This is a genomic window from Bradyrhizobium guangdongense (genome assembly GCF_006483445.1).
In the GTDB taxonomy this organism is placed as follows: Bacteria; Pseudomonadota; Alphaproteobacteria; order Rhizobiales; family Xanthobacteraceae; genus Bradyrhizobium; species Bradyrhizobium guangdongense_A.
In genome coordinates, this window is the sequence record NZ_PPPT01000234.1 from 1 (window position 1) to 4,477 (window position 4,477).

A 4,477-nucleotide genomic window follows, 5' to 3' on the forward strand; every position below is an offset into this window, starting at 1 on the left:
TCACCGGCCCGCGCGGCTTCGATCGTCGCGTTCAACGCCAGGAGATTGGTCTGCTTGGCGATCGCGTCGATCGAGCCCACGATGGCGCCGATCTCCTCCGACGCCGCACTCAGGGCCACGATCTTGTCGGAGGCATCGATCGCCGTCGCCTCGACCCGTCCCATCGCCCGCGAGGCCGAGCGGACCGTCGACATGCCCTGCTCGGCACTCGCCTTCATCTGGCCGGCCCGCTCAAGCGCATCATCCGCAGTGGTCCTGATCTGACCGACCGAGGCCACCATCTCCTCGCTGGCCGCCGCGAGCGCCTGGGTGCGCTGGTCGACGTCCTGGCACGCCGTCAGCATGCGGGCGGCGGAAATCGCCGTTTCATTGCTCTGAATATTGATGTCCACGATGCTGTCGAGGCTTTTCGACGCGCTGTCCGCCAGCCGGGCGGAAAGCTTCGCGATGGCATTCGAAAGGCGGTCGTCGTCGCGGACGCCGGCCGCATCGTACCTGCCCTCGGCCAGCGCCTCGACCCAGGCCAGCAGCGCCTCGTCGCGCGCCTGAAGCCCGGCCAACCGATCGGAGAGCGAACGAACTTCATCCCGCGTATCGGGCGCGCGACTACGGCTCAGTGACGCCAGCATCGACAAAGAACTCCCCCGAAAGCGCGTCCCGGTCTGCATCTTCAGGAACGCCCCGCGCGAATGCCTCGCGTGCAACGGCCGCCTCGCGAGATTCGTCCCCTCTCCTCAATATCGGGAATAGGTTTAGACCGCGCTAAATGCCCTATCGGAATTCGGAAGCGGCTTGATGCTCCGCATTTTCGGTAGACGGGGCGGTACTCCGCGACCTACACTCGACGAGGGGCGCATTCTCCGGTCGAGGAGCGATGCCTATGACGTTCCGGCACGCCACCACCACGCGGGCGATCGCACCCGTTTCCGGCACGCCTCGCCGATCGTCTTCGCCACCGCCAAAGCTTTCCGCCCACACGACGCGCGACGCGGCCGAGCGGGACGCCGATCGCGCGGCCGATCGGATCGCCGATAGCGCGCGCGATCCATCCGGTCACGATTTCAGCCGCACCTCCATCCATCCGGCAATGCCGCGCAACACCACACCATCCATCGCCGGAGACCTCCTGCGCTCGCCCGGGCGCCCGCTCGATGCCGCGACGCGGACGTTCATGGAGCCGCGCTTCGGATACGATCTCTCCCATGTGCGCATCCACACCGACGCGCCGGCCGAACGCGCCGCGGCGGCGCTGGGCGCACAGGCTTTTGCCTTCGGCCATCACATCGCCTTCGCGCGCGAGCGCTTCCGGCCCGGCTCCACGGACGGCAGACATCTGCTGGCGCATGAGCTGGCGCACACGCTCCAGCAAGCGAACACATCGCCATCGCTCGCATTGAAGCCCGACCCGCAGGGTACACCGCCGAAGTCGGCCTTCGACGACGCGCTGCTCGGCAAGGACCGTATGGACCGGCAGATCGTGGTCAAGCGCGAGGTCGGCGATACCAAGGGCTATGACGACCGGCGCCAGGCCGGTGCGGTCGCCCGACTGGCCAAGGCCGATCCTGCTGCGGTTGCACAGGACAATGCCGGCAAATGGCATGCCTTCGAGACCTATCTCGGCATCGACGTGCAAAGCGCCAGCGCCTATGACCCCGAGATCAAGGGAGCCGAGGCGCGGGCAAAGGCGGGCGTGCCGTTCAAGGACGTCGTCTTCCTGACATCGATGGGCGAGCTGAAGCCTGCCGACCAGCAATCCGACGAGGCGCGTGCCGCCATCATCCTCGGCGCACAGGAATCCGACATCCAGGTCAACACGAGCACGTCGGGGCGGCAGGCCGGGAAGATCAATCTGACGGGGACCCCCGACAGGGACGCCAATTCCGATGCGAGGCACGGGCCGGTGGTCGGGCAAAAGAAGACGACCTTCCATCGGGGCCTCATCACCGCCTTCGATCTCAACAAGGACATGCTCGACAGACCCGCTCATGCCCAGGGCACGCTGTTTCACGAAGTGTCGCATCGCATGGACTTCGAACTGGCGCAGCGATGGGTCGGCCTCTACGAGGACGAGACCCACCGCACGTTCGCCCGGGACGAACTGCAGACGTTTATGGACTGGATCAACGACCAGGCCAAAAAGAAACGGCTGTCGACCGTCGAAGCGCAGCTCGTCATCGATGAAGCCTCGGACACTTCGGGCACCACGGAAGCCCGCGCCAATATCCGGACGTTCCTCGAATATTTCCGGGCCGGCGTTTACGACGAGGCGATCCAGGCTCTGACCAATTATGCGGGCGCGTTGCCACCGGTGGGCAAAGCCTACGGAAGCCCACCGGCGGGCTCGCCGGTGCTGGTCGAACTGGCCAACGAGATGAAGGCCGCCTACAACCGCGCGGACAAGACCGCACGCGCGCAATTCGACGCCGCGATGACCTCTGCGAAAGCCAAGAACAGGAGCGCGTGGTTTATCTAGATCTTGCCGCTGCCGCTGCAGATTCCCTTCAGCGCTTTCCACTCGGCCGCCGTCAGCAGCGGCGGTCCGCTCGGCGGCTTGTCTTCCTTGGTCATGCGCGCGAGGCGATCTTCGGTGAGCGGATGGCTCGCCAGGATGCTGATGCCTTTGCCGCCTTCCTTGCCGGTGATGCGGTACATCAGCTCGGCCGCGGGTTTTGGCGAGCGGCCGAGGGCGTGCATCGTCTCGATCGCAAAGGTGTCGGCGGCGGTTTCGGCGTCGCGCGAATAGGAGGCTTCGACAACGCTGCGCGAGGCAAAGATCGCGGCGGATGAGCCGGTGACGTCGCCGAACAGCAGGCCGATCAGGAACGAGGTGCCGCCGTTGTAGATCAGGCCGCGCATGTTGTCGTGATGCTTGAGATGGCCGAACTCGTGGGCGAGGATGCCGGCGACCTCGTCCGGGCTCTCGGCCCTGTCGAGCAAGCCCTTCAGCATATAGACCTTGCCGCCGGGCAGCGCGAAGGCGTTGGGCACCGGGGTCGGCAGCACCGCCGACTTCACCGACGCATCAAGGCCGGCGACGTCGCGGATCCGGTTGACGAGTTTTGTGAAGGCAGCCTGGCCCGCAGGATCGTTGCAGGTCCCGCCGCCGAAGATCGCCTTGACCTGGACTTCGGCCGCATCGCCGATCCGCTTCTGCAGCGCCTCGGGCACCAGCGGCGCGAGCCGGTCGGCGGCGAGCGGCATGCCGAACAAGACGACGGCGACGAGCGAGGCCGCTGCGGCGACCGACCAACCGACGATTTTTGCGACGCCGCGGCGGCTGGTCTGGTGCTCGTCGAGCCGCGCGCAACGCGCGATGGTTTCAGTCGCCAGTTTTGCGTCGCGGATTTCAAGGCGCGCCAAAGGCGGCGCCGTGAGGCTGGACAGGCGCAACAGTCCCGGCGGCGCGTCGGCGCGACGGATGTCGGCATAGGTCCAGCGGACCGGCGTCTCGCCGGCTTCGACGATCTCGAGTGCGTCACTGAATACCAGGCTCACCTCGCGACGACGGCTGGTCACGCCGTCGAACAAGACCGCCGAACGGGCCGGCTGTTCCGCTGCTACGATGGGTTCAGACACATCACTCACGAACTAGAACCCCGCCACGTCGAGGCCGTCGGCAAATCCTTCGCCGAGCGCGCTGGCGAGGTTGCCGCTGGCGCGGACGTTTGCCGCCGTCTCGATGCCATGCACATGCGTGGTTTCCAGCACCTTTGCCCAGAGATCGCGCTGCAGATAGACGCGCATCACGATGTTGAATGCAAGCGCCATGGCAAAATAGCCGATCACGGTGAGCGCGAGCAGCGGGATGCTGTTGATGCCATCGCCGGAGAACATCTCCTCGAGGGAGCCGCCGCCGAGCTTGACCACAATGGCGGTGCAGACGCTGACATACGTGCCGAGCGCCATGGAGAGCAGCATGGTCCAGCCGATCACCTTCCAGTACAGGCCGTAGAAGGCGTCGGTGGGCAGCTTCGATTCCAGGCTCACCCCGCCGATGCGGATACCGGACAGCCACCAGCGCCACTGCCGGGCCTTGAACTGGGCGTAGAAGAACGGCGCCAGCGGAAAGATGACGACCGCGACCGGCGAGAGCAGCCATATCCACCAGCCGCGCTTGAAGAAGGTCCAGCCGTCGGCGACGAAATCGCCGTCGAGGTCGCCGTAATGCGAATGCCGCATCTTGTAGCGCTCCAGCGAGGCCTCGCGCCATGGCAGCGCCAGACCGAGCGTCAGGAACACCAGCAAGCCCCAGAGCATGGCGCGCAGCGAATAGGCCCAGCCGGAGCCGTCCATCCAGAAGCGCACGCCGCGCCACACCGTGCGCGTCAGGCGGTAGCGCCGCGCGCGGTAGATCGCGAACTGGCCGAAGGCATAGAAGGAGATGAACAGCGGCGTCGAGGCAAAGCCCTGGAAGCGCTCGACCTCGATGGTAACGAGGAAATAGGCGAGATAGATCGGCACCAGGATCGCGAGCGCG

4 protein-coding genes are annotated in these 4,477 nt (G+C 66.0%); 1 reads left to right on the forward strand and 3 read right to left on the reverse strand.

All coding sequences use genetic code 11. The features are described from left to right. Positions 1-629: methyl-accepting chemotaxis protein (locus C2U70_RS29200; RefSeq protein WP_246666898.1), on the reverse strand; the 629-nt coding region annotated here is incomplete at its 3' end. Positions 630-880: 251 nt separating this feature from the next. Here C2U70_RS29200 and C2U70_RS29205 point away from each other — a divergent pair. After that, positions 881-2,473: an eCIS core domain-containing protein gene (locus C2U70_RS29205; protein WP_210243922.1), complete on the forward strand. Its 1,593-nt coding sequence runs from the start codon at positions 881-883 to the stop codon at positions 2,471-2,473. Here the strand turns inward: C2U70_RS29205 and C2U70_RS29210 are convergent. After that, on the reverse strand, positions 2,470-3,576 hold the full coding sequence (locus C2U70_RS29210; protein WP_140982094.1) for a M48 family metallopeptidase: 1,107 nt from the start codon (positions 3,574-3,576) through the stop codon (positions 2,470-2,472). The genes C2U70_RS29205 and C2U70_RS29210 overlap by 4 nt on opposite strands. 12 nt (positions 3,577-3,588) lie before the next feature. Further along, the coding region (locus C2U70_RS29215) for a DUF898 family protein (protein ID WP_140982095.1) at positions 3,589-4,477 on the reverse strand (889 nt) is incomplete at its 5' end.

What these genes read in the sequence shown, in the direction of transcription:
- C2U70_RS29205 (WP_210243922.1), top strand. Translation starts at nt 881, where the DNA reads ATGACGTTCCGGCACGCCACCACCACGCGGGCGATCGCACCCGTTTCC.